The organism is Streptomyces lomondensis (assembly GCF_014651035.1).
GTDB classification, from domain to species: Bacteria; Actinomycetota; Actinomycetes; order Streptomycetales; family Streptomycetaceae; genus Streptomyces; species Streptomyces lomondensis.
On record NZ_BMWC01000001.1, the window covers coordinates 1,563,283 to 1,586,112 of the forward strand.

At 70.4% G+C, this 22,830-nt stretch carries 18 protein-coding genes; 10 read left to right on the forward strand and 8 right to left on the reverse strand.

All coding sequences use genetic code 11. From position 1 onward, the window contains the following. Positions 1–18: 18 nt before the first annotated feature. The 8 genes from IE255_RS06835 to IE255_RS06870 all read left to right on the forward strand — a co-directional run bounded on the left by IE255_RS06835 (position 19) and on the right by IE255_RS06870 (position 10,331). Complete coding sequence (locus IE255_RS06835; RefSeq protein ID WP_190049189.1) at positions 19–2,010, forward strand: pectinesterase family protein; 1,992 nt, start codon at positions 19–21, stop codon at positions 2,008–2,010. A 66-nt stretch (positions 2,011–2,076) separates the two neighbouring features. Further along, on the forward strand, positions 2,077–3,438 hold the full coding sequence (locus IE255_RS06840) for an ABC transporter substrate-binding protein (protein WP_190049190.1): 1,362 nt from the start codon (positions 2,077–2,079) through the stop codon (positions 3,436–3,438). 121 nt (positions 3,439–3,559) lie between these two features. After that, positions 3,560–4,351: a rhamnogalacturonan acetylesterase gene (locus IE255_RS06845; RefSeq protein ID WP_190049191.1), complete on the forward strand. Its 792-nt coding sequence runs from the start codon at positions 3,560–3,562 to the stop codon at positions 4,349–4,351. A 31-nt stretch (positions 4,352–4,382) separates the two neighbouring features. After that, the gene (locus tag IE255_RS06850; RefSeq protein WP_190049192.1) at positions 4,383–5,699 is read left to right on the forward strand and encodes a pectate lyase family protein; all 1,317 of its coding nucleotides are present in this window, start codon (positions 4,383–4,385) and stop codon (positions 5,697–5,699) included. A gap of 83 nt (positions 5,700–5,782) precedes the next feature. Then, entirely contained in the window at positions 5,783–6,904 is a 1,122-nt protein-coding gene (locus IE255_RS06855; protein WP_190049193.1) for a pectinesterase family protein, read from the forward strand. Beyond that, positions 6,886–7,929 carry a pectinesterase family protein gene (locus tag IE255_RS06860; protein ID WP_229906291.1) on the forward strand — a complete coding sequence of 348 codons (1,044 nt, stop codon included), beginning with the start codon at positions 6,886–6,888 and terminating at the stop codon, positions 7,927–7,929. The genes IE255_RS06855 and IE255_RS06860 overlap by 19 nt, the downstream gene beginning before the upstream one ends. Before the next feature lie 22 nt (positions 7,930–7,951). After that, entirely contained in the window at positions 7,952–9,187 is a 1,236-nt protein-coding gene (locus IE255_RS06865) for a pectate lyase family protein (protein ID WP_229906292.1), read from the forward strand. Further along, the gene (locus IE255_RS06870; RefSeq protein WP_190049195.1) at positions 9,174–10,331 is read left to right on the forward strand and encodes a dienelactone hydrolase family protein; all 1,158 of its coding nucleotides are present in this window, start codon (positions 9,174–9,176) and stop codon (positions 10,329–10,331) included. The genes IE255_RS06865 and IE255_RS06870 overlap by 14 nt, the downstream gene beginning before the upstream one ends. Before the next feature lie 3 nt (positions 10,332–10,334). Here IE255_RS06870 and IE255_RS06875 read toward each other — a convergent pair whose 3' ends face one another. Further along, complete coding sequence (locus tag IE255_RS06875; protein ID WP_190049196.1) at positions 10,335–12,542, reverse strand: glycoside hydrolase family 43 protein; 2,208 nt, start codon at positions 12,540–12,542, stop codon at positions 10,335–10,337. Positions 12,543–12,777: 235 nt separating this feature from the next. Between IE255_RS06875 and IE255_RS06880 the strand changes: the two genes are divergently transcribed. After that, the gene (locus IE255_RS06880; protein WP_190049197.1) at positions 12,778–13,932 is read left to right on the forward strand and encodes a right-handed parallel beta-helix repeat-containing protein; all 1,155 of its coding nucleotides are present in this window, start codon (positions 12,778–12,780) and stop codon (positions 13,930–13,932) included. A 214-nt stretch (positions 13,933–14,146) separates the two neighbouring features. On the opposite strand, the gene IE255_RS06885 is transcribed toward IE255_RS06880, so the two are convergent. The 3 genes from IE255_RS06885 to IE255_RS06895 form a co-directional block, all read right to left on the reverse strand. After that, positions 14,147–14,980: a pectate lyase gene (locus IE255_RS06885; RefSeq protein ID WP_190049198.1), complete on the reverse strand. Its 834-nt coding sequence runs from the start codon at positions 14,978–14,980 to the stop codon at positions 14,147–14,149. 85 nt (positions 14,981–15,065) lie between these two features. After that, entirely contained in the window at positions 15,066–15,914 is an 849-nt protein-coding gene (locus IE255_RS06890) for a hypothetical protein (protein WP_190049199.1), read from the reverse strand. Further along, entirely contained in the window at positions 15,911–16,510 is a 600-nt protein-coding gene (locus IE255_RS06895) for a SigE family RNA polymerase sigma factor (protein ID WP_190049200.1), read from the reverse strand. The genes IE255_RS06890 and IE255_RS06895 overlap by 4 nt, the downstream gene beginning before the upstream one ends. A 271-nt stretch (positions 16,511–16,781) precedes the next feature. Between IE255_RS06895 and IE255_RS06900 the strand changes: the two genes are divergently transcribed. Beyond that, the gene (locus tag IE255_RS06900) at positions 16,782–18,239 is read left to right on the forward strand and encodes an NCS2 family permease (protein WP_190049201.1); all 1,458 of its coding nucleotides are present in this window, start codon (positions 16,782–16,784) and stop codon (positions 18,237–18,239) included. Positions 18,240–18,308: 69 nt separating this feature from the next. Here the strand turns inward: IE255_RS06900 and IE255_RS06905 are convergent, their stop codons facing one another. From IE255_RS06905 to IE255_RS06920, 4 genes are read right to left on the reverse strand one after another with little or no spacing between them, the layout of a single operon-like run. Then, positions 18,309–19,766, reverse strand: coding sequence for a peptidoglycan D,D-transpeptidase FtsI family protein (locus IE255_RS06905; protein WP_190049202.1), 1,458 nt, complete (start codon positions 19,764–19,766; stop codon positions 18,309–18,311). 55 nt (positions 19,767–19,821) lie between these two features. Then, positions 19,822–20,484: a response regulator transcription factor gene (locus tag IE255_RS06910; RefSeq protein ID WP_190049203.1), complete on the reverse strand. Its 663-nt coding sequence runs from the start codon at positions 20,482–20,484 to the stop codon at positions 19,822–19,824. Positions 20,485–20,494: 10 nt separating this feature from the next. After that, on the reverse strand, positions 20,495–21,760 hold the full coding sequence (locus tag IE255_RS06915) for a sensor histidine kinase (RefSeq protein ID WP_190049204.1): 1,266 nt from the start codon (positions 21,758–21,760) through the stop codon (positions 20,495–20,497). Further along, positions 21,757–22,746, reverse strand: a complete 990-nt coding sequence (locus tag IE255_RS06920; RefSeq protein ID WP_190049205.1) for a hypothetical protein — start codon at positions 22,744–22,746, stop codon at positions 21,757–21,759. Before IE255_RS06920 ends, IE255_RS06915 begins: the two co-directional genes overlap by 4 nt. Positions 22,747–22,830 lie beyond the last annotated feature (84 nt).

The window sequence follows — 22,830 nt, forward strand, 5'->3', positions numbered from 1 at the left end:
CGCCTGTTGGGAGCCGCAATGACGCACTTCCGGAGCAAGCGCTTGCCGAGACCGGGGCACGGCAAGATCGTGGCCACCGTGCTCGGCCTCGCCGCCGCGCTGGGACTCGGGGCGATCGGTGACGCGCAGGCGGCGGCGCCCTCACCGCAGGCCGCGCCCGCCGCCGAGCGCTGGACCGACCGGCCGCACGGCTTCGCCTCCCTCGCCGGCGGCACCACCGGCGGGGCGGGCGGCAAGGTCGTCACCGTCACCGACCAGGCCGCGCTGGCCAAGTACGCGGCGGCCGAGGAGCCGTACGTCATCCGCGTCAAGGGATCCCTGGACATGGACCCCTTCGGCACGGAGATCCCCGTCGCCTCGGACAAGACCATCATCGGCGTGAGCGACACCGCCGAGATCGTGCACGGCGGGTTCACCCTGGACCCCGGCACGCACAACGTGATCATCCGCAACCTCACCATCCGCGACACGGCCATCGAGGGCAACTGGGACTGCAAGGACACCGACTACGACGGCATCCGCCTCGACACCGCGCACCACGTGTGGATCGACCACATACGGTTCTCGCGGATCTGCGACGGCCAGCTCGACATCCGCAAGGACAGTGAGTACGTCACCGTCTCCTACAACCAGTTCACGGACAACAACAAGACCTTCGGCATCGGCTGGACCCCGAACGTCAAGACGCAGATCACCGTCGACCACAACTGGTTCCGGGGCACCAAGCAGCGCAACCCGTCCGCCGACAACTGCGCCTACGCGCACCTCTACAACAACTACCTGTCCGCGCAGCTGTCCGACGGCGACCCCGTGTGGACGTACGGGAACTGGTCGCGCGGCAGGACGAAGATGGTCGTCGAGAACAGCTACTACGACGGCGTCCAGCACCCCTACCAGGCCGATGCCACCGCCGAGCTGGTGCAGCGCGGGTCGATCCTGAAGAACACCACGGGCCGGCACGACGCCTGGGGCACGGCGTTCGACCCGCGCGAGTTCTACGCCTACCGGCTCGACCCGGCCGCCGCCGTGCCCGCGCTGGTGAAGCGGTTCTCCGGACCCCAGCAGCGGATCGGCGGCCCGGTCACCCTGCACGTCCCGGGCGACTACCCGACCGTCCAGGCGGCCGTGGACGCCGTCCCCGACGGCAACGACGTGCCGGTGCGGATCGCCGTCGCGCCGGGCACCTACCGCGAGAAGGTGGTCATCCCCGCGAGCAAGCCGCACATCGAGCTGCGCGGCACCGGACGGCACCGCTCCGACACCGTCATCGTCTTCGACACGCCCGCCGAGTACGGGGGCTCGACGGGGAGCGCCACCGTCCGGATCGTCGCGAACGACGTCACCGCACGCCACCTCACCTTCAGCAACGACTTCGACGAGGCCGCGCACGAGCTGAAGGGCGAGCAGGCGCTGGCGATGAAGACGACCGGCGACCGGATCGTCTTCGACGACACCGCCTTCTTGGGCAACCAGGACACCCTGATGACCGACAGCCCCAAGCTGACCACCGTCAGCCGGGTCTACGTCCGCGACTCCTACATCGAGGGCGACGTCGACTTCGTCTACGGGCGGGCCACGACGGTGATCGAGCGGTCGGTGATCCGGGCGCTGAGCCGGGGCTCGGACACGAACAACGGCTACATCACCGCGGCTTCGACCTGGAAGGGCAACCCGTACGGGTTCCTGATCACCAGGTCGAGGATCGTCAGTGACGCCCCCGCCGGGACCTTCCACCTCGGCAGGCCCTGGCACCCGGGCGGTGAACCGGACGCGATCGGCCAGGTGCTGATCCGGGACACCGAACTGCCCGCCGCGATCAAGACCTCTCCGTGGACCGACATGAGCGGGTTCTCGTGGAAGGACGCGAGGTTCGCCGAGTACCGCAACCACGGACCGGGCGCGACGGTCACCGCCGACCGTCCGCAGCTGACCCACCAGGAGGCGCGGTCCCACACCGTCGCCGCCTACCTCAAGGGCACGGACGGCTGGGCCCCCCACGGCCACCACTGAACCCAGGCCCACCACTGACCCCCACACCTACACAGTTCGCTGGATCCAGAAGAAGAGAGCCGACCAATGAAGATCAGCAATCGCACCAGCAGCAGAGGCGGGCGCCGGACGTCGGCCGCCGTCGCCCTGGGGGCCGTGCTCGCGCTGACCGCGACCGCCTGCGGCGACGACGGCAGCGGAGCGGGCGGCGACAAGGGCTCCGAGGGAAGCGGCAAGGGAAAGATCGTCTTCTGGGACAACAACGGCGGTGTCCGCACCGAGATCTGGAAGGAGGTCATCGCCGACTTCGAGAAGGCCAACCCGGACATCAAGGTCGAGTACGTCGGGATCGCCTCCACCGAGTACCAGTCCAAGGTCGACACCGCCCTCCAGGGCGGCGGCCTGCCGGACGTCGGCGGTGTGGGCGCGGCGATGCTCGCCGGGTTCGCCGCGCAGGGCGCGCTGGAGCCGCTCGACGACCGGCTCGGCAAGTCGTCGCTGAACGGCAAGCTCAACAAGGACATGGTCGAGTCGCTCAAGGCCGCCGGTGGCGGTGACGACAAGCTGTACTCGATCCCGACCTCGGCGAACAACGGCGTGCTGTACTACCGCACCGACCTGTTCCAGAAGGCGGGACTTCAGGAGCCGACGACCTGGGAGCGGTTCTTCGAGGCCGCGGAGAAGCTGACGAACAAGGGCAAGAACGAGTTCGGGTACACCATCCGAGGCGGCGCGGGATCCATCGCCCAGGCGCTGGACGCCATGTACGGGCAGTCCGGGATCACGTCGTTCTGGGACTCCAGCGGTGAGAAGACCACGGTCAACGACCCGAAGAACGTGGCCGCGCTGGAGAAGTACGCGAAGCTGTACAAGACGGTCACTCCGGCCGCCGACCTCAACAACGACTTCACGAAGATGGTCGCGCAGTGGGACTCCGGCACGATCGGGATGCTGAACCACAATCTCGGGTCGTACCAGGACCATGTGAAGGCGCTCGGGGTCGACAAGTTCCGCGGTATTCCGCAGCCGACCGGGCCCGGTGGGAAGCGGGTGCAGGTCTCCAACCCGGTGGACGGGATCGGGCTGTTCAAGAGCTCGAAGAACAAGGACGCCGCGTGGAAGTTCATCGAGTTCGCCACGTCCAAGGCGGAGAACTCGAAGTTCAACGAGGCGGCGGGGCAGGTGCCGTCGAACACGGACGCGGCGCAGGACGCGTGGATTTCGAAGGCCGAGCCTACGAAGTTGGCTGCGCAGGCGCTGTCGGACGGGTCGACGACGATTGTGCAGTTGCCGTACTACCTGCCGGACTGGAACACGATCTCCAAGGCCGACAATGAGCCGAACTTCCAGAAGGTGCTGCTCGGGAAGATGAGTGCGAAGGAGTTCTTGGACACGATGGCTGAGCAGCTGAATGCGGCTCAGGAGGAGTGGAAACAGCAGAACGGATAGTTTTCTGGGTTTCGTCGTGGGGCGGTCTGTGGTGTTCAGGCTGCGGGCCGCCCCGTGGCTGGGCGCGCAGTTCCCCGCGCCCCTGAGGGCGTGCCCCGCCCCCTGTTGAAAGGAACTCTGCATGTCTCTCAGTCGAAGACAAGTCACCACCGCAGCCGTCTCCGTGCCTCTTGCTCTCTCCGTCGGCGGTACCGCGCACGCGCGAGGTCACCGCACCCTCTACATCGCCGGTGACTCCACCGCCGCCCAGAAATACGCGAATGCCGCGCCCGAGACCGGGTGGGGAATGGCGCTTCCCTTCTTTCTTCAGCGCTCCCGGCCCGTTTCCAATCACGCCGTGAACGGGCGGAGTTCGAAGAGCTTCGTCGATGAGGGGCGGCTGGACGGGATTCTCTCGGTGATACAGCCCGGGGATTTCCTGCTCAACCAGTTCGGGCACAACGACGAGAAGAAGGAGGACCCCGCGCGCTACACCGAGCCCTGGACGACGTATCAGGACTATCTGCGGATGTATGTCGAGGGCGCCCGGGCGCGGGGAGCGCGGCCCGTGCTGGCCACGTCCGTGGAGCGGCGGCGGTTCGACGCGGGTGGCAAGGCCCTGCCGACGCACGGGGAGTACCCGGCGGCCGTGCGGGCCCTCGCCGCCGAGGACGGGGTCGCGCTGCTCGACATCCAGGCGCTGACGATCGCCCGGTGGCAGGAGCTCGGGGTCGAGGAGACGAAGAAGTACTTCAACTGGACCGCGACCGAGCAGGACAACACGCACTTCAATCCGCCGGGAGCCATCGAGGTGGCCCGGCTGGTGGCGCGCGAGCTGCTGCGCACCCGGGTGCTCGGGCCGCGCGATGTGCGGCGGCTGGACGAGCGGATCCCCGAGTCCTGGATCACCTGGCCGGAGCCCGCCGCCGCGTAACACCCCGTCCCTGACAAAGGAGAGCCGCACCATGTACGCACGCAAATGGCATGATCATGACAGGAAGTGGACGGTCGCCGCTCTGGTCGGCTGTACCGCTCTCGTGCTGTCTCTGACCGGTACCGCCGCTCACGCCGGGGGCCGTGATCTCGGCCGTGAGGTGCTGGGCGCGAAGGACGGCTGGGCGTCGGAGGGCGCGGGGACCACCGGTGGGTCCCGCGCCGATGCCGAGCACGTCTACACGGTCACCAGCTGGGCCGAGTTCAAGCGGGCGCTGGCGGACGGCGGGAACGCACCCAAGATCATCAAGGTCAAGGGCATGATCGACGCCGTCTCGCAAGGCTGTGACGCCTTCGTCACGGGGGGCTACGACCTCCAGCAGTACCTGAAGGACTACGACCCGGCCGTCTACGGCAACGACAAGGTCGCCATGGGTCCGCAGGAGGACGCGCGGGTCGCGTCCGCCGCGAAGCAGGACTCGGAGATCAAGGCCCACATCCCCAGCAACACCACCATCGTCGGCGTCGGAAAGAACTCCGGCATCCTCGGCGGCAGCCTCCAGATCAGGGACGTCTCGAACGTCATCCTGCGCAACCTCACCATCGAGGCCCCGCTCGACTGCTTCCCCAAGTGGGACCCGACCGACGACAACCACACCGGCAACTGGAACTCCGAGTACGACACCGTGGTCGTCTACGGCAGCGATCACGTGTGGATCGACCACAACACGCTCACCGACGGGCGCTACCCCGACAGCGAGCGGCCGGTCTACTTCGGCAAGGTCTTCCAGCAGCACGACGGGCTGACGGACATCGTGCGCGGCTCCAACCACGTGACGGTGTCCTGGAACCGCTTCGAGAACCACGACAAGAACATGCTGATCGGCAACGGCGACGGGCTCGCCGCCATCGACGCCGGCAAGCTCAAGGTCACCATGCACCACAACCTCTTCGAGGGGATCCTCCAGCGCTCTCCGCGCGTGCGGTTCGGGCAGGTCGACGTCTACAACAACCACTACGTGATCACCGAGGACCAGAAGGACGACTACTACATCTTCGGTGTCGGCATCTCCTCGCAGCTGTACGCCAGCCACAACGCCCTCACGCTGCCTCCGGGCACCAGCGTCGGCAAGGCGCTGAAGAAGTGGAGCGAGGCGCCGCTCACCGCCGAGAAGAACTACGTCAACGGCAAGCTCACGGATCTGATCGCCGTGCACAACGCGGAGATCCCCGGCGAGACCCTTCAGCGGGGTGCCGGATGGACGCCGACGCTGCGCACGAAGGTCGACTCGCCCAAGGCCGTGCCGTGGATCGTCGAGCACCGCGCGGGCGTCGGGCGCCTTCGCTGACACCGCATGGACCGGGGCCGGGGCACATCGCCCCGGCCTCGATCCCCCATCCCACAAGAGCCGCACCGCGAAGGAGCAGCCGTATGCCCTCGCAACCCCGACCTTCCCTCTCCCGCCGCCGATTCGTCCTGGCGGGCGCCGGCGCCGTCGCGGCACTCGGCCTCGCGCCGGGTACCGCCGCCGCCCGCCCCCGCCCGTTCGGCCGCTACGGCTCCCCGGCCGCCCGCCGCACCGAGCGCACCCTGTACGTCCATCCGGGCGGCGCCGGTGACTTCACCTCCGTCCAGGCCGCCGTGACCGCCGCCGCGGGCAGTGGCTGGACGCTGGTCGTCGCGCCCGGCACGTACCGGCAGACGGTCGCCGTCGACCCGAGCCGCACGGAGATGACCTGGATCGGGGCGAGCGAGGACCCCCGTGACGTCGTGATCGTGTACGACAACGCCGCCGGCACGCCCAAGCCCGGCGGCGGCACCTACGGCACCACCGGCTCCGCCACCACCACCGTGCAGGCCGACGGGTTCACCGCCCGCTGGATCACCTTCGCCAACGACTGGCTGCGCGCCGACCACCCCGGGGTCACCGGCACCCAGGCCGTCGCCCTCAAGGTCCAGGGCGACCGGTCGGCCTTCCACCACTGCCGGTTCCTCGGCCACCAGGACACCCTGTACGCCGACTCGATGGCCCTCGGCACCTTCGCCCGCCAGTACTTCGCCCACTGCTACGCCGAGGGCGACGTCGACTTCGTCTTCGGGCGGGCCACCGCCGTCTTCGAGCACTGCCACTTCCGGACCCTGAACCGGACCGACCTGGCCGGAGCCCCGTACGGCTTCGTCTTCGCGCCGTCGACCGCCGGTGCCAATCCGCTCGGCTATCTGGTGACCAGGAGCCGCGTCAGCAGCGAGGCCCCCGACGGCTTCTACAAGCTGGCCCGGCCCTGGGTGCCCAGCTCCGACACCACCGCCCGGCCCATGCTCACCGTCCGCGACACCCGGCTCGGCTCGGGCATCGACGCGGCCGCGCCCTACGCCAACATGTCGAACTCCCACCCCTGGCAGTCGATGCGGTTCGCCGAGTACCGCAACACCGGCCCGGGCGCCAGGATCACGATCCCCGAGAACCGGCCCCAACTCACCCCGGAGCAGGCCCGGTCCGCCACCCGTGCCGCCTACCTCGGCGACTGGGAGCCGTGGAAGGAGGCCTGCTGAATGCACCGGCGAACCTCACCGGATTCGCCGGCGGGCTGGTCGCCGCCGGTGCCGCACCCGCCTTCGCCGCGGCCGACCGCCGCATTCTCCACGTCCGGCCCGGTGACTCCGTGCAGGCGGCCGTGGACACCGTGGACGGGCCCGGCTGGACCGTCGTCGTGCACCCGGGGACGTACCGCGAGGTCGTGAAGGTCCCGGCCCGGGCGGCCGGGCTCACCCTCCGGGGCGCCACCCGGAACCCGCGGGACACCGTCATCGTCTACGACAACGCCAACGGGACTCCCAAGCCGGACGGTTCGGGCACCTACGGCACGGCCGGCTCCGCCACCTTCACCTCGGCGGCCCCCGGGCTGACCGTCCGCGACCTGACCCTGGCCAACGACTGGCTGCGCGCCGACCATCCCGAGATCACGGGGACGCAGGCCGTGGCGGCGTACACGTACGGCGACCGGACCCGCTTCGAGAACGTCCGGCTGCTGGCCCACCAGGACACCCTCTTCGTCGAGACGACCGCCCTGGACGCCTTCGACCGGCAGTACTTCCGGCACTGCTATATCGAGGGCGACGTCGACTTCGTCTTCGGGCGGGCGACGGCCGTGTTCGAGGAGTGCCACTTCCGCACGCTGGCGCGGGACGTGGACTTCACCCCCAAGGGCATGGTCTTCGCCCCCTCCACGGCCCGGGCGAACCCGTACGGCATCCTCGCCGTCCACTGCCGTATCACCTCCGGCGCCGAGGACGGGGCGTACAAGCTGGCCCGGCCCTGGGTGCCGTCGTACGAGACCACGGCCTGGCCGTCACTGGTCGTGCGGGAGACCCGGATCGGGCCGGGCATCGACGCGGTGGCCCCGTACACGAACATGCGCGAGGCCTATCCCTGGCAGAGCATGCGGTTCGCCGAGTACCGGAACTCGGGGCCGGGAGCCGCCGTCTCCGTGCCGGAGAACCGGCCCCAGCTCACCCGCGACCAGGCCCGGTGGCACACCAAGGAGACCTACCTCGGCGACTGGCGGCCCGGTGCGTAGGGCCGCCGCTCTCCTCCTGGGCGTGTGCCTGCTCTGGTCGGCCCCGCCGGCCTCCGCCGCCGAACGCGGGCCCGTCGGCTGGGCCTCGACCGGCCCCGGCACGAGCGGCGGGGCGGGCGGCCGGACCTGGACCGTGGACACACGCGCCGAACTCAAGGAGGCGCTCGCCAACGGCGGGGAGCCCACCGCCCCCAAGGTGATCCGGGTCGTCGGCGACATCAACGGCCACGAGAGCGACGACGGCTCCCTGCTCGGCGAGCAGGACTACGCGCCCGGATACGACCTCGGCAAGTACATGTCCTGCTTCGGAGAGGACGGCTCCGCCTGGTCCGACACCCGCTTCGACTACTGCAAGCAGCAGCGGCAGCTGCGCCAGACCGGGTCGAACAAGGAGAAGGCGCAGATCCAGCTCACCGTGCCGAGCAACACCACGCTCGTCGGCGTGGGCCGCGACGCCCGGCTGCTCGGGGTGTTCCTGACCGTCAACACCGGCCGGAACATCATCGTGCGCGACCTGCACCTGGAGGCACCCGTCGACCACTTCACCAGCTGGTCCCCGGACGACGGCACGCGCGGCAGCTGGAACGCCCGCTTCGACGCGCTGACCGTGATCACCGGCAAGCACCTCTGGATCGACCACTGCACCTTCACCGACGGCCGGTTCCCCGACCGCGAGGCGCCCCTCGGCTTCCACGGCGAGCGGGTGCAGCGGCACGACGGGCTGCTGGACATCGAGGACGGCTCCGACTTCGTCACCGTCTCCGACAGCCGGTTCGAGGACCATGACAAGGCGATCCTGATCGGGTCGGGCGACGGGCGCGGCGACCGGGACCGCGGGCACCTCAAGGTGACCTTCGCCCGCAACCTCTTCGACGGCATCGGGCAGCGCGCCCCGCGCGTCCGCTTCGGGCAGGTGCACGTCGTCAACAACGTCCACCGGGGGCGGGCGCCGCTCTACGCCCTGGGCGTCGGCGTGGAGTCCGCGATCTTCTCCGAGCGCAATGTCTTCCGCTATCCCGGGGGAGGACCGTCGCTCGCCGTCGCGGACTACGGGGGTGACCGGTTCCGCGACACCGGCTCCTGGTTCAACGGCCGGCCCGCCCGCCTGAACGCCGTGGCGAGCGGACTCGGCCTCGGGAACGACGTCGGCTGGGACCCGGCCGACGTGTACGACTACCGCGCCGTCACGTCCCCGGTGGCGGTCGAACGGTATGTGCTGCGGCACGCCGGGGCGGGGAGGCCGCATGGACGCCCATGAAGCGCTGGGGCGGCGGACGTTCGTGGTCGGGGCCGGGACGGCTCTGTTCGCCGGGGGAGCGGTGAGCGGGGCGGAGGCGGCGGTCGTGGACGGCCCGCTGCCCGACTTCCATCCGGCGCTGAAGGACGCCCTGACCTTCCCGCTCGCCTGGGGCCGGTCCCCCCTCCGCGACTTCCGTGCCTGGCGGCGTGCCGCCCGGGCCACGGTCGAGGAGCACCTCCTCGTCGAACGGCAGGACCGGACCCCCTACGCCCCGGAGTTCACCGACCGTGCCCAAGGGGACGGCTACAGCCGCGAGTCGGTCACCGTCTCCCTCACCCGCTACGAGCGCGTACGGGGCGTCCTGCTCACCCCGCACGGCCGCGGGCCCTTCCCGGCCGTGCTGCTCCTGCACGACCACGGCGCCAGGTTCGACATCGGCAAGGAGAAACTCGTCCGGCCCTGGTACGACGACACCCGCCTCGCCTCCGCCCGCGCCTGGGCGGACAAGTACTTCAGCGGGCGGTTCGTCGGTGACGAACTGGCCCGGCGGGGCTATGTGGTGCTGTGCCTGGACGCGCTCGGCTGGGGCGACCGCGGCCCGCTCGCCTACGAGCAGCAGCAGGCCCTCGCCTCCAACTTCTACAACCTCGGCTCCTCGCTCGCCGGGCTCATGGCCCGGGAGGACCAGCGGGCCGCCGCCTTCCTGGCGGGGCTCGACCGGGTGGACGCCCGGCGGGTCGCGGCCGTCGGATTCTCCATGGGCGCCTACCGCGCCTGGCAGACCGCCGCCCTCAGCGACGACATCGCGGCCGCCGCGAGCGTGTGCTGGATGACCGGCCTGAAGGAGATGATGGTGCCCGGCAACAACACGCTGCGCGGGCAGTCGGCGTACTACATGCTCCATCCGGGGCTCGCCCGGCACCTCGACATTCCCGATGTGGCGAGCATCGCCGCGCCCAGGCCGATGCTGTTCTTCAACGGAGGGCTGGACACGCTCTTCCCGGCCGAGGGCGTACGGGTCGCCCACGACAAGCTGCGTGCCGTCTGGCGGTCGCGCCACGCCGAGGAGCGGATACGGACGAAGACGTGGCCGAAGCTCGGCCACGTCTTCACCCACCAGATGCAGGACGAGGTCTTCAGCTGGCTCGACGACGTCCTGTGAAGGTCACCGCCGTACCGGCTTGATCCCCTCCAGCGTCGGTACCACCGGCAGAATCGTGCCGTCGGCCGCGAACTCCATGCGGTCGATGGTCGTCTCGCGGTGCATGCCGTCGCCGCCCGGCTTCCCGGGGCCGTTGAGGGCGAAGCGGTGGTAGACGGCGTACCAGTCGTCGGTGCCGGGGGCGTTCACCACCGAGTGGTGACCGGTGCCGAGGATGCCGTACTCGGGCCGCTTCTCCAGGATCGTCCCGCGCTTGGTCCACGGGCCGAGCGGGGACGGTCCGGTCGCGTACGCCACGTGGTAGTTCTCGCTGCGCGTGTCGTCCTCCGACCACATGAAGTAGTACGTGCCCTTCCGCTTGATCACGAAGGAGCCCTCGCGGAAGTTGGCCGGGGTGATGTCCTGCACCTTCGACGCGTCGTACGACACCATGTCGTCGTTGAGCGGGACGACGTACCCGCGCCCGTTGCCCCAGTACAGGTACGCCTGACCGTCGTCGTCCGTGAAGACCGACGGGTCGATCATCTGGCCCTTCAGGGAACCGCCCTTGGCGACGAGCGGCTTGCCGAGCGCGTCCTTGAAGGGGCCGGCGGGGGAGTCGGCCACCGCCACGCCGATCTGCTGCTCGGCGCAGAAGTAGAAGTGGTACTTGCCGTTCCGCTCGGCGATCGCGGGCGCCCAGGCGTACTTGTCGGCCCAGGTCACGTCCGGCCCGAGGTCGAGGATGACGCCGTGGTCCTTCCAGTGGACCAGGTCCTTCGACGAGTACGCCTTGAACTTGGTGCCGCTCCAGCCCTGGAAGCCGTCCGTCGTCGGGTAGATCCAGTATCTGCCGTTCAGGTAGTGGACGTCGGGGTCGGCGTTCAGGCCCGGCAGCATGGGGCTGCGCGTGCGGACCGCCTCGACCGTCCAGGTGCGCTTGGTGCCGTCGGCCGCCGTCACGGTGTACTTCTGCGGCGTGCGGAAGTCGCGCCGGGTGCCGGACTTCGGGCTCAGCGTGGCGCCCTCGCCGACCCACAGCTTCGGGGCGAGGCCGCGCAGATCGGCGTCGGGCTCCATCGGCAGGACGACCTTGGAGGCGCTGTCCGTGACGATCGAGTACCCCTTCTGGTGCTTGGCCGTCGCGTCCACCACCGAGGTGGGCGTCGACGGGTACGCGGCCAGCAGCCGGTCGTACTCCTCCTGCGTCACCGGCAGGACCGTGCCGTGCCGGGGGCTCGCCGGGAGCTGGTAGTTCGTGGACGGGGTCCACTTGCCGGAGGCGAGGTCGGTGGTCTCGAACGGGATGTAGCCGCGGCCGCCGTACTCGTCGATGAACAGGTACCACTTCTTCTCGGTGTTCGACTTGAACACCGTCGGGCCCTCACCGCGGTCCATCGCGCCCTTGCCGATGCAGTCGGCCACGAAGTCGTACTTCGTCGAGGTCAGGGAGGTGGACTTCTCCCCGGTGATGAACTTCGAGCAGGGGCTGGAGGAGCTGGGGTCCCGCTCGTCCTTGGTGTAGCGGTAGTACTCGTCCTGGTACTTCACGACCGTGGAGTCGATCACCGAGTAGCCCGGGTCGTTCCAGACCTTCGGCTCGCTGAAGGTGCGGAAGTCCTTGGTCGTCGCGTACAGCATCTTGTTGTACGTGTTGCCCTTGTGGTCCGGGTCGTCGTCGGCGTACAGCTTCGACGCCCAGAAGACGACGTACGCGCCGAGCTCGTCGTCCCAGTAGGCCTCCGGGGCCCAGGTGTTGCCCGCGTTGTCCGGGGAGACCTTCACCAGGCGCTGGTCGGTCCAGTTGACCAGGTCGGTGGACTCCCAGACCATGATCGACTTGCTGCCGTGCCGCTGGACCTGGTCCCAGCTGCCGCTGGAGTTCTTGTACATCCGCAGGTCGGTGGCGATCAGGTAGAACTTGTCGCCCTTGGGGGAGCGGATCACGAACGGGTCGCGCAGGCCCTTCTCGCCGATCGTCGACGTCAGGACCGGCTTGCCGGCGTTCAGCTCGCGCCAGTGCAGCGGGTCGTTGCCGCGGCTGAGGGCGTAGCGGATCTGCTCGCCGTCGGCGGTGCCCTCGCCCGTGAAGTAGGCGAAGAGATAGCCGGCGTACTTGGACTGCTTCACGGGTGGTGCTCCGGGATCTGCGGTGCTGGGCGGTGCGGTGAGGAGGGTCAGGAGGAGGCCGGTCAGGGCCACGAAGGGAAGCAGAAGCGTGCGGGGGCGCATGACACTTCCTGTCGGAGTGTGGGGGATTCTGTTGGGTGGCGGCCTTCGGAGTGTCACCGGAGGGGGGTAGGGCGTCAACGGGTGTGCGTGAGGCCGTTGGTTCCGAAACTTTCGGAACATCGAGGGGCCGGCGGCAACCCTTTCCCGGCGCGGCGGCGACTGATGGTCGGAAACGGGCCGAAGCGGGCCCCTTCGAACCGTTTCCGTCCCCGACTCCCCAGGAAAGGAACGCTCCGTGCTGCTCAGCGCCGGACGCCACCGCAGGACCCGTACGCTCTCCATCGCCGCCGCGGTGGCCTGTGCCGCGGGGGCGGGCGGCGTCTACCTCGGGCTGACGACCGGCGGCGCGCGGGCCGCCTCCGCGACCGTCACCGTCTCCACCACGGCCCAGCTCGAAGCGGCCGTGAAGAACGCCACCGCCGGCACCACCATCCAGGTCCGCGGCGGCACCTACTACCCGGCCGCGACCCTCAAGTCCACGGCGAGCGGCACGAGTTCGGCACGCATCACGCTGCGGGCGCACGGCGGCGAGAAGGTGCGGATCGACGGCTCCAAGCTGCCCGCCGGCTCCTGGCTGGCCGCCGTCCACGGCGACCACTGGACCGTCGAGAACCTCGCCTTCGTCAACTCACCCGCCCAGGGCTTCGTCGCCACCTCCTCGGCCGGCGGCATCTTCAGGAACCTCGTCACCGCGGACAACGGCGACTCCGGCTTCACCCTGCGCGGCGACGGCACCACCGGCAACCTCGTGCAGAACCTGGACAGTCACGGCAACTACGACCCGGCCGGCCACGGCCAGAACGCCGACGGCATCGCCGTCAAGTTCGGCTCCGGCACGGGCAACAGGATCACCGGCGCCCGGCTGTACAACAACTCCGACGACGGCCTCGACCTGTGGCAGTTCTCCTCGCCGGTCACCATCGAGCACTCCTGGGCCTTCGGCAACGGCGAGAACCGCTGGAACGACGCGGCCTTCGAGGGCAACGGCAACGGCTTCGAACTGGGCGGCGGGGGCGCCTCCGTCGCCCATGTCGTCAACAACAACGCGGCCTGGGACAACACGCTGCACGGCTTCACCGAGAACTCCAACACGGGCGCCATCGCCCTGAACCGCAACACCACGTACGCCAACGCGCAGCACGGCTTCTACTTCGCCACCGGCACGGCCCGCCTCGGCAGGAACCTCGCCGTGAGCGACAAGGGCGGCCGCGCCGAGCTGGGCTCCTCGACCGTCTCGGCCGGCAACAACTGGGACAGCGGCGTGGCCACCCCGCCCTTCAGGTCCACTGACGCGACCGGCGCGTACGGGGCGCGCACGGCGGACGGCTCCCTGCCCGCGACCACGTTCCTGACGACCGGCTCGACGACCATCGGCTCGACGATGGACTAGGTGTGCTGCCTACGACGACGCCCCCGCCGGTGCGAACCGGCGGGGGCGTCCTGCCTACCGGCCGAGGGGGGCTCGGCCGGGGCTGCTCGACCGTCCGGAGGGGGGCTCCGGAGGGTCGGGGGCGCCGGGACGTCCGGCTGGGGGCCCGGACATCCGGCATCCGGCCGCACCGAGGGGGGTCTCGGTCCGGCCGGAGCTCACACGTGCCGCGGCATCACTGGTAGCTGATGTCCGAGGCCTTGAACTTGCAGGTCTTGCCGTCCGGGCCGGCCGGGGTCAGCTCCTTGGGCTCCTTGCCCGTGTTGTTGCCCTCGAAGCGCACACACGTCTTGATCTTCTTCTTGCTGTCGCCGTGGATGCGGATCTTCGACAGCGTGGCCGTGTCGCCGTAGTTGGCGTTCACACCGACGATCGAGTTCATCGGCGCCGTGACGTCGATGTCGTCGAGCACGATCGTGCGCTTGTACTGCGTCTTGCAGTTGCCGCAGGAGCGCACGAGCTTGCCGGCGTTCTGCACCTGGAAGCCCGACACGTTCAGCGTGCCCGCTCCGTTGAACTGGAGCACCTTGTCGTCGGCGTTGCGCGCGCCGCCGCCGATCACCTTGTACACCGCCGACGACGACTTGCCCTTGAAGCTGGCCGCGTCCTCGCCGACGTCCGTCCACCAGACGTTCTCCAGGGTGCAGCTGCCCTTGCAGTGCACGCCGTCCGCGGCCGGGGTGCCGATGATGACGTTCTTGAGGACCGCGCCGTCGGCCAGCTCGAAGAGCGGGTCCTGGCCCTCGTCCTGGCCGCCGCCGCCGAGCGCGCCGGTGCCGTAGAACATCTTCATCCCGCCGTCGCGGACACCGGAGACCGAGATGGTCTTCGCCACGGGCGCCTTGCCCTTGTCCGTGGGCCAGGAGGACGCGGCGCCCGCCGTCGACAGCAGCGACGTCGTGATGATCGCCGCTCCCGTGATGCCGAACGCCGACACTCCGGCGATCAGCGCCCGCCGCTTGGTGACCCGGCGGCGATGGCGGACGCGCTGTTCTGCTGGTGCAGTCATGTACCGATTCCTCAAATGGGGGGTGACTCTTGCGCCTGGTGGTCGCCACTGGTGAGGAAAGGGTTGCCGCGTCTTCAGGAATTTTTCACGAGTCGTCGTCCGCGTCGTCGTCCACGGCGGCGAAACCGCCGCCCACGGACAGCCGTTCCGCGCCGGCGGCGGCCGTCACCGTGTAGCGGTCCGCGCCGGCGTCGCGGCCGCCGCGGTCGTGGTCGAACTGCCCCGCGAACACCCACTCGCCCGCCGGGACCGTGCGGCCCTCCTTGAGGGTCCAGGTGTAGACGAGGAAGCCGCCCTGCTGCGCGACCGTGAGGGTGAAGTCGTGCTCGGGCAGGGAGCGCCAGGCACCGGCGTCGGAGACCCCACCGGTCTGGGCGACCCGCAACCGCACGGTCAGGTCGGTCAGTTGCTCGCGGGTCTTGAGGGTGATGTTGCTCTGCGCCCAGAAGTCGTTGCTGTGCGGGTCCACCGAGCCGTCCGACCACAGCGGCCCGTCCTCCGTGGCCGCGGGCGGCCGCTCGGCGGCGGGCGGGCTCGGCGTCTTCGAAGGCGGCGGGCCGGACTCCCGCTGCTCCGGCGGGCTGCTCGGCGTCGGGTCCACCGGCGGCGCGGGCGCCCGGCTCGTCGCCTCCGGCGACGGCGTGGGCGTCGGCGACGTCGCCACCTCCTGCTGCTGCGGGGCGGTCTCCTCCTTCACCGCGGACGCGACCGCGTAACCGCCCACCGCCAGCACGCTCGCCACCGCGGCCGTCGCACCGGCCACCCGCATCCAGCCGAACACCGGCGGACGCGTCGCTCGGTGGCCGGAACCGGCCGGACCGGCCATGCCGCGCTCGACCCGGGCCAGGATGCGCTCCCGGTCGGGCTCGTGGCCCCCGGCCGCCTCGTGCAGCCGGGTGCGCAGGTCCTCGTGCACGTCCCGCCGCATGGTCATCGGTCCCTCCCTCCGCCCTCACCCGTGCGCAAGCCTTCCACGGCGGGTGAGCAACGGGGCGCGCCCACCGCCGCGTGCATCCGCTGCGGCACTCCCTGTGTGCCCAGCAACCGCTGGAGTTCGGCCATTCCCTTCGAGGTCTGGCTCTTCACCGTACCGACCGATACGCCGAGGGCGAGCGCGGTGTCCTTCTCCGACAGGTCGAACGCGTGCCGCAGCACCACACAGGCCCGCTTGCGGAACGGCAGCCTGCGCAACGCCTCCTGGACGTCGACCACGCCCGCGACGTCCGGGTTCTCGGTGTTCTCCTCGCGCTGTGACCAGAACAGGGCGATGCGCCGCCGCTCCCGCACGGCACTGCGGATCCGGGTGCGGGCCAGGTTGGCGACCACACCGCGCGCGTAGGCCGCCGGGTGGTCGGCCGCGCGCACCCGGTCCCAGCGGTGCCACAGCGCCAGTAACGCGTCCGCCGCCAGGTCGTCGGCGGTGTCCGATTCGCCCGTCAGCAAGTAGGCGAGGCGGGACAGTTCGGCGTAGTGGCGCTCGAAGAAGGCGTGGAACTCCACGGAGGCGGCGTCGTCGACGACTGTGCCCACGGGCGACCTCTCCTCGCAGCGGCTTCGGGCACTCCCGGCCGGAGGGTGCCGGTGAGTGTCATGTAGATGACATGTGATCATCCGGGGGAGGTCCGGACGAGATCGGGAAGCGTAGCAGCGTTCTCAGGATGGTTCGTACGGAGCTTCGAACGGCGTATAGCGGGCCGGACTCTGATTCCGTAACACGAAGAAAACCTGAACGTGGTTCAACGCAGGAACAATCCAGCCAGCATCCGCACACCGATCACCCAGGCACCGAGGAGCACCAGCCATGTCCGAATCGCAGAAGGTGGCCGACCGGCCCGACGCCGCACCACCCGCGGTGAACAGCGTCGACCGGTTCTTCAAGATCTCCGAGCGGGGGTCCACCTTCGGCCGTGAGATCCGCGGCGGCTTCGCCACGTTCTTCACGATGGCCTACATCCTTGTCCTGAATCCCATCATCCTGGGCAGCGCCAAGGACAAGTTCGGGCACCAGCTGGACGCCGTCCAGCTCACCACCGCCACCGCCCTGGTGGCCGCGGTCATGACGATCATCATGGGCGTGGCCGGGAACCTGCCCCTCGCGCTCGCCGCCGGGCTCGGCCTGAACGCCGTGGTCGCCTTCCAGATCGCCCCGCTGATGAGCTGGGACGACGCGATGGGCCTGATCGTCCTCGAAGGCCTGCTGATCTGCGTGCTGGTGGTGACCGGCCTGCGCGAGGCCGTCATGCACGCCATACCCCAGCCGCTCAAGCAGGCGATCAGCGTCGGCATCGGCCTGTTCATCGCCTTCATCGGCTTCGTCGACGCCGGGTTCGTCAGCCGCATCCCGGACGCCGCGAACACCACCGTCCCCGTTCAGCTGGGCGGCACCGGCACCCTCACCGGCTGGCCGATGCTGGTCTTCTGCCTCGGCGTGCTGCTGACGATCGGACTGCTCGCCCGCCAGGTCAAGGGCGCCATCCTGATCAGCATCGTCACCATGACCGCGCTGGCCATAGTGATCAACTCCATGGCGGACATCAAGAGCTGGGGCCTGACCACACCCTCCTGGCCCGACAAGCTCGTCGACGCCCCCGACTTCGGGCTCCTCGGCGGCTTCGACCTGTTCGGCGCCTTCAGCGCCCCCGGCGTCGGGGTCATCACCGTCGTCCTGCTGGTCTTCACCCTGATCCTGTCCGACTTCTTCGACACCATGGGCACGGTCGTCGGCGTCAGCGCCGAGGCGGGCCTGCTCGACGAGGAGGGCAAGGTCCCGAACCTCGGGCGGGTGCTGCTGATCGACGGTGCCGCGGCCGTCGCGGGCGGCGCGGCCTCGGCCTCCTCCGCCACCTCCTACATCGAGTCGGCGGCCGGCGTCGGCGAGGGCTCGCGCACCGGCTTCTCCAACCTCGTCACCGGCGGCCTGTTTGCCCTCGCGCTGTTCCTGACCCCGCTGCTCACCATCGTCCCGCTCCAGGCGGCCGCCCCGGCCCTGGTCGCCGTCGGCTTCCTGATGATGACCCAGGTCAAGCACATCGACTGGGACCGCTACGACATCGCCATCCCCGCGTTCCTCACCATCGCCGTGATGCCGTTCACCTACTCCATCACCAACGGCATCGGTGCCGGCTTCCTGGCCTACGTCGCCATCAAGGCCGTGCTCGGCAAGGCCAGGGAAGTGCACTGGCTGCTGTGGGCCACCTCGGCGCTGTTCCTGGTGTACTTCGCGATCGACCCGATCGAGCAGCTCCTCGGAGCCAAGTAACGGCGAAGGGCCGCCCCCGGGGGGAAGGGGGCGGCCCATCTGTACAGACGCCTCTGGGGCGGCTGGGGTTCAGTCCTTCAGCGCGGCTTCCATCATCGCCTTGGCGACCGGCGCCGCCAGGCCGTTGCCGCTGACCTCCGAGCGGGCCGCGTTCGACTGCTCCACGACCACCGCGACGGCGACCTCCTTGCCCGACGAGTCGGACTTGCCGTACGAGGTGAACCAGGCGTACGGCACCTGGCTGTTGTTCTCGCCGTGCTGGGCCGTACCCGTCTTGCCGCCCACGGTCGCGCCCGGGACCTGGGCGTTCGTGCCCGTGCCCTGCTCCACGACCGTACGCATCGCCGACTGGAGCTGCTCGGCGGTCGAGGAGGAGAGGATCTCCTTCGTGCCCGCCTCGTCGTCGTAGTCCTGCAACACATCACCGCCGCTGTTGGTGATCTGCGAAACCATATGCGGCGAGACCAGCTTGCCGCCGTTGGCTATGGCCGCCGACACCATGGCCATCTGCAGCGGGGTCGCGGTGACATCGAACTGGCCGATGCCCGTCAGGGCCGTCTGCGACGGGTACATGTCCGACGGGTACACGCTGGTGTAGGCCCGGACCGGCACGTCCAGCCTGTCGTCGTTGAAGCCGAACTTCTCGGCCATCGCCTTCACCTTGTCCTGGCCCAGCTGGACGGCCATCTTGGCGAAGACGTTGTTGCACGAGTACTCCAGCGCCGTGCGGATCGTGGCGTTCGTGCAGGGCGCGTTCGGGTTCTCGTTCGTCAGGTCGCGGGTCGTGCCCGGCAGCGTGTACGGGTCCGGGCTGACCGTCTTCTCGTCCACCGACGAGTACAGCCCGTCCTCCAGCGCGGCCGCCGCCACCACCAGCTTGAACGTGGAGCCGGGCGGCAGCGGCTGCCGCAGCGCGCGGTTGACCAGCGGCTTCTCCGGATCGGAGGTGAGCTTCTTCCAGGCAGCCCCCGCCGTGTTGGCGTCCGTCAGCGACGACGGGTCGTACGACGGGGTCGACACGACGGCCAGGATCTTCCCGGTCTTCGGGTCGATGGCGACGGCCCCGCCCTTCTTGTCGCCGAGCGCGTCGTACGCCGCCTTCTGCACGCCCGGGTCGATGGTCGTGACCACGTTGCCCGGCTCGGCCCGCTGGTTGGTGATGGTGTCCATCACGGACTTCAGCCGGCTGTCCGTGCCGTTGAGGAGGTCGGTGTAGATGCCCTCCAGCTGGGTCGGCGCGTACGCCTGCGACGCGTAACCCGTCACCGCCGCGTACAGCGGGCCGTCCGTGTACGTGCGCTTGTACTTGAGGTCGCTGTTCTTCGTCGGCGCCGAGCCGGTGATCGACCGGCCGGCCACGATGATGTTCCCGAGCGGCGCCGAGTACGTCTCGATGGCGTTCCGCCGGTTGTCCTTGTCGTCTGCGAGCGCCTGGCCCTCGTAGAACTGCACCCAGGTCGCCCTGACCAGCAGGGCCAACACCAGCAGCAGCGCGAAGACCGATGCGCGCCTGATCGTCTTGTTCATCCCGAACAGGAGGACGAGCGAGGCCGGGCGGATCGTTCCCGCACGTCCGGTTTTCTCATCCGCCGTTAAGAAAGCCCGCTTCGTACGCCGCGATGACCGCCTGCGTGCGGTCCCGGGTGCCCGTCTTGGCCAGCACCGCCGCCACGTGCGACTTCACCGTGGCGGGACCGACCTCCATGCGGCGGGCGATCTCCGCGTTGGTCAGCCCCTGCGCCATCTGCTGCAGCACCTCCCGCTCGCGTCCCGTGAGCTTCGCCACCCAGGCGGGCGGCGCCGGGCGCGCGCGGGCGTGCTCGGTCGCGAGCGTGCGCACGGCCGCCGGGAACAGCAGGCTGTCGCTGCGCGCCACCAACCGGACCGCCTGCACCAGCGCGTCGGCGTCCGCCCGCTTCAGCAGGAACCCGGCGGCTCCGGCGCGCAGCGCGTCGTACACGTAGGAGTCGTTCTCGAACGTCGTCACGACGACGATCCGGGGCGGCTCGTCCAGCGTGGCGAGGATCCGCTCGGTGGCGCGGATGCCGTCGACCTCCGGCATCCGGACGTCCATGAGGACGACGTCCGGCCGCAGGTCCCGGACGACCGACACGGCCTCGGCACCGGTGGCCGCCTCGCCCACCACCTCCAGGTCCGGCTCGGCGGAGAGGATGGCGCGCAGCGCGGTGCGCACCATGCGCTCGTCGTCGGCGAGGACGACACGGATCGGGGTCGGGCGGGTCATGCGCGTCCTTTCATGCGGGCCCGCCGGGTGCGGGTCCCTTGATCGGCAGGCGTACGTGCAGCCGCCAGGTCCGGTCGGCAGGGCCGGCCGTCACGGTCCCGCCCAGCAGCCTGACCCGGTCCGCGATGCCGCGCAGCCCGTGGCCGCCGCCGGGGCGGGAGGGTGCGGGGCCGGTCACCGGATTCTCCACGGTGATCTCCAGATCCCCGCCCGCCCGGACGATCCGCACGTCCACGGCGACCCGCTCACCGGCGTGCTTGAGGGCGTTGCTCAGCCCTTCCTGCACGATGCGGTAGGCCTCGCGGGACAGCAGCGGGGGCATGGTTTCGGGGTCGGCGTCGACCGTGGCGGACACGCGGGCGCCGCCGGCCCGGGTCCGACGCAGCAGGCCGTCGAGGTCGGCGGCGAGGGTGGGCGCCGGGGCCGTGCCGGGGGCGTCGCCCTCGCGCAACACGCCCAGGACGGCGTCGAGTTCACCGACGGTACGCCGGGTCGTGTCCTCGATCGCGGCCAGCGCCTCCCGGACGAACTCCGGGTCGGAGTCGAGGACCCGGCGCGCCGCACTCGCCTGGAGGGTGACGGCGCTCAGCGCGTGGCCGACGGAGTCGTGCAGCTCCCGCGCCAGCCGGTTGCGTACGGCGAGGTCGGCGGCGTGGGCCTCGGCGGCGGCGAGCCGGTCCTCGGGCGACGGGCCGAGCAGCGCCGGCGCCCAGCGGGCCAGCAGCGCACCGCAGCCGGCCGCGCAGCCGGCGAGGGCGGCGAGCGACACCGCGCCCGCGACCGGGGCGAGTGCCAACACCCAGGTCTGTTCCCATACTTCGGGCAGCCCCAGCCGGCCGTCGCGGAGCCCCGAGAGGAGGGGCAGCAGGATCAGCACGGCGGCGAACGGCGGCAGGGCCAGCGACATCCCCGCGATGATCCCGCCGACCCCGAGATGCAGCGTGAACCAGGCCGCCGTACGGCCCTTCTCGCGCCGCGTCCGGGCCGGTCCGAAGGCGAGCCGGTCCGCGTCGACGCCGCACAGCCAGCGCACGGCGGCGGCCTCCAGCGGCCGGGTGAGCGGGAACAGGGAGGTGACGGCGGCGATCGGCAGGCCCACGCCGAACGAGCCGAGCTGGAGGGGCAGGGAGCCGAAGACGTCCGTGGAGCCGGTGAACGGGCTGATGATCACCGAGCCGACCAGGACGTACGGCATGGCGAGCGCGCCGCCGAGGATCAGATGCACCCAGCGCAGGCGGGCCCGCCGCCCGAACAGGAGCCGGGCGGCCTGCCTCACGCGGCCCGCCGTGCGGCCCTGGCCGAGCGCTCGGCGAAGTAGTAGACGCCGATGGCGGCGACGAGGAGGCCGACGAGCATCTGCCCAGCGTAGGCGAGGCTCATCAGCGGCGTAGGCCGGTCGGCGATGTCCTCCACGCCGCCGAGGGAGGCCAGCGACAGCCAGCCGCCCCAGCAGGCCACGGCACCGGAGCCGACCCAGGCGAGACCGAGCGGCACCGCCACGGGCAGGGCCCGGCCGCGCCGGAAGGCCAGCAGGAGGCCGCCGGTGACGGCCGCGAGCAGGAAGAGCACGTACACAGCCTCCAGGACGTAGAAGTCACCGCCCCGGTCCGCCGCCCGGCCCTCGCTGAGACCGGCGGTGCCGCCGCCGGCCCACAGGACGTGCAGGGTGAGGGGCGGCAGGGCGAGCACGGCCGCCGCGACGGCGAGGGCCCGGTGCGCCGGACCGACGGCACCGACGGGCAGCTCCCTCACCCGGCCGCGCCACAGGTACCCCCAGCGGTCGCGGGCGTAGAGCACGAAGAGGCCGCCGAGGGCGAGCCCTTGCAGGATGAACCCCGAGTACACGACGGCGAACACCCACTCGTCCAGGAAGGCCTCCCGCCCCGGGGACTCTCCCGCGCCGAACGCCTTCACGACCAGCTGCGCCGGGAACCCGGCCATGATCGGCGCGAGCAGCCCGGTGGCCACCCACACGGGGAACGCCAACAGCCACGCGGGCACCCGCAGCCCCCACGGCCGGGTCAGCACCAGCGCCAGCACGATCACCGCGCTGTCCACCAGGACGGAGAGGCTGTTGATCACGGCCATGCCGAGGCGGTCGTCGAGCAGCGCGCTCCCCTCGGGGATGCCGACGCGGCTCCCGGCCACCCAGGCGCCCTTGAGAGCGAGGTACGGCACACAGGAGAGGACGGCGACGGCGCGCAGGAGCCGCCGGGGGCGGCCGAGACCGACGGCGGGGCGGGGAGCGATCGACTGAGTCATGCGATCAGGCTCGCGCGGGGGAGCCCGACCGCACCTCCTGCGGGGCGACGATCCGCCTCCGCCGGACGGGGGAGGGCGGCTCAG

Excerpts from the sequence above, each read along its gene's own strand:
- IE255_RS06835 (WP_190049189.1), top strand. The coding sequence starts at position 19 with ATGACGCACTTCCGGAGCAAGCGCTTGCCGAGACCGGGGCACGGCAAG.
- IE255_RS06840 (WP_190049190.1), top strand. The coding sequence starts at position 2,077 with ATGAAGATCAGCAATCGCACCAGCAGCAGAGGCGGGCGCCGGACGTCG.
- IE255_RS06845 (WP_190049191.1), top strand. The coding sequence starts at position 3,560 with ATGTCTCTCAGTCGAAGACAAGTCACCACCGCAGCCGTCTCCGTGCCT.
- IE255_RS06850 (WP_190049192.1), top strand. The coding sequence starts at position 4,383 with ATGTACGCACGCAAATGGCATGATCATGACAGGAAGTGGACGGTCGCC.
- IE255_RS06855 (WP_190049193.1), top strand. The coding sequence starts at position 5,783 with ATGCCCTCGCAACCCCGACCTTCCCTCTCCCGCCGCCGATTCGTCCTG.
- IE255_RS06870 (WP_190049195.1), top strand. The coding sequence starts at position 9,174 with ATGGACGCCCATGAAGCGCTGGGGCGGCGGACGTTCGTGGTCGGGGCC.
- IE255_RS06875 (WP_190049196.1), bottom strand. The coding sequence starts at position 12,542 with ATGCGCCCCCGCACGCTTCTGCTTCCCTTCGTGGCCCTGACCGGCCTC.
- IE255_RS06885 (WP_190049198.1), bottom strand. The coding sequence starts at position 14,980 with ATGACTGCACCAGCAGAACAGCGCGTCCGCCATCGCCGCCGGGTCACC.
- IE255_RS06890 (WP_190049199.1), bottom strand. The coding sequence starts at position 15,914 with ATGACCATGCGGCGGGACGTGCACGAGGACCTGCGCACCCGGCTGCAC.
- IE255_RS06900 (WP_190049201.1), top strand. The coding sequence starts at position 16,782 with ATGTCCGAATCGCAGAAGGTGGCCGACCGGCCCGACGCCGCACCACCC.
- IE255_RS06905 (WP_190049202.1), bottom strand. The coding sequence starts at position 19,766 with ATGAACAAGACGATCAGGCGCGCATCGGTCTTCGCGCTGCTGCTGGTG.
- IE255_RS06910 (WP_190049203.1), bottom strand. The coding sequence starts at position 20,484 with ATGACCCGCCCGACCCCGATCCGTGTCGTCCTCGCCGACGACGAGCGC.
- IE255_RS06920 (WP_190049205.1), bottom strand. The coding sequence starts at position 22,746 with ATGACTCAGTCGATCGCTCCCCGCCCCGCCGTCGGTCTCGGCCGCCCC.